This window comes from Jannaschia seosinensis, assembly GCF_001408515.1.
Lineage (GTDB): Bacteria > Pseudomonadota > Alphaproteobacteria > Rhodobacterales > Rhodobacteraceae > Jannaschia > Jannaschia seosinensis.
Genome location: NZ_CYPR01000237.1, coordinates 1 through 1,378, shown reverse-complemented (window position 1 = coordinate 1,378; position 1,378 = coordinate 1). Strand labels below are relative to the sequence as shown.

3 protein-coding genes and 1 pseudogene are annotated in these 1,378 nt (G+C 65.9%); 2 read left to right on the top strand and 2 right to left on the bottom strand.

Annotation, left to right across the window (positions count from 1 at the left end):
* A pseudogene (locus JSE7799_RS18080) lies at positions 1–426 on the bottom strand (helix-turn-helix domain-containing protein); the annotation flags it as partial.
* Positions 427–678: 252 nt separating this feature from the next.
* On the opposite strand from JSE7799_RS18080, the gene JSE7799_RS18075 reads away from it, so the two are divergent.
* Together JSE7799_RS18075 and JSE7799_RS21170 are read left to right on the top strand one after the other, a co-directional pair.
* Positions 679–1,011, top strand: coding sequence for a c-type cytochrome (locus JSE7799_RS18075; RefSeq protein ID WP_144431804.1), 333 nt, complete (start codon positions 679–681; stop codon positions 1,009–1,011).
* Positions 1,011–1,178: a hypothetical protein gene (locus JSE7799_RS21170; protein ID WP_186201999.1), complete on the top strand. Its 168-nt coding sequence runs from the start codon at positions 1,011–1,013 to the stop codon at positions 1,176–1,178. The genes JSE7799_RS18075 and JSE7799_RS21170 overlap by 1 nt, the downstream gene beginning before the upstream one ends.
* On the opposite strand, the gene JSE7799_RS18070 is transcribed toward JSE7799_RS21170, so the two are convergent.
* A partial coding sequence (locus tag JSE7799_RS18070) for a transposase domain-containing protein (protein ID WP_144431803.1) occupies positions 1,165–1,378 on the bottom strand: 214 nt, incomplete at its 5' end. The genes JSE7799_RS21170 and JSE7799_RS18070 overlap by 14 nt on opposite strands.

Here is a 1,378-nt window from a genome sequence, read left to right as displayed (position 1 = left end):
TTTCACGTCGATGTGGAGGTAGCCCGGCTCGTAGGCCTTGAAGGCGCTGTGCTTCGGCTTGGCCGCCTTGGTCTTCAGGTCGCGCAGGTTCCCCACGCCATGCCGGCGCAGGCAGCGGTCCAGCCCCGAGCGCGAGGCGTTCGGGTTCAGGAACTCCCGCACAACCGCCAGCAGATCATCCAGCGACACCAGCAGCGCCTTTCGCAGGGCCACCGCGACGGCCTCTTGCGGTGGTGTCAGCGTCGTCTGGAGCCTGTGCGGCGTGTGGCTGCGATCCGCGACGCTGTCGCGCTTGCGCCACTTGTAAACGGTCTGCTCCGTTATGCCGAAGCGCTCGGCCAGGACCGGAGCAGGCTCCGTGCTCGCCTGGATCGCCGCCCGCACCTTCGGCGTGGTCGTGGCCTGCTTGTGAAGATGTATCAGCATGGTCGTGCCCCGTCTCGAAGGTCCCTCAGAACCGATCTTGCCATGAAGAGCGCGGATCGTCGCGGGGAAAGGTGATCATCCGGGACGGAACACCTACGAAGGCGGCATCCGCGGCCTGTCCGCGCTTGAGGACCAGCAACTTGCCGGATTGATCATGTGGGTTCCGTGCTGCGCAATCCTGATCGGCGCCGCGGTGGCAACCGTCGCCGGTCTTCTGCGCGATGCGGAGGCCCGGACCGAGCGGTTTCCGTCTTGAGGCGGGTCGCCGCAATCGCCCTCGCCGCGTCGCTCGCCGGCCCTGTCGCCGCTGATGACGTCGCGCTGACGCTGATCGTAAGGAATGGCTGCGGCACCTGTCATGTCATTCCCGGCGTTCCTGGCGCGAACGGGCGAACAGGGCCACCGCTGGGCGCGATGTCGCGGCAGGCCTACGTCGCGGGGGTCCTGCCCAACACTTTAGACGCGCTGGCCCAGTTCATTCAAAACCCGCAGGCGGTCGATCCGGGCTCGGCAATGCCCCGGCTCGGCCTCACCGAGGACGAGGCGCGGCGTCTGGCCCTCTACCTCTACACCTTGGAGGATTGATGAAACGCGGCCTCCTTCGCATCCTTCTGACCGCCGTCACAACATTGGCGCTCGCCGGAGCGGCGGTCTTTGTCCTTGGTGGTTTCTATGACCTCTCGGCCACAAAACAGCATCCGCTCTGGATCTATCGTAAGCATCCGGCGAGTGCCGTGGTCAGGCTGCCTTGACCTGGAGCGCAGCGGCGTTCCATTCCCACGGCAGCAACTCGTGCAGGCGTGAGACCGGAATGTCGGAGATGCGGGCGATGACGTCGGCGAGCCAAGCCTGCGGGTCGATGTCGTTCAGCTTCGCGGTGCCGATCAGGGAATACATGAAGGCGGCGCGCTGCCCGCCGCGCTCGGAACCCGCAAAGAGCCAGGATTTCCTG

Excerpts from the sequence above, each read along its gene's own strand:
- JSE7799_RS21170 (WP_186201999.1), top strand. The coding sequence starts at position 1,011 with ATGAAACGCGGCCTCCTTCGCATCCTTCTGACCGCCGTCACAACATTG.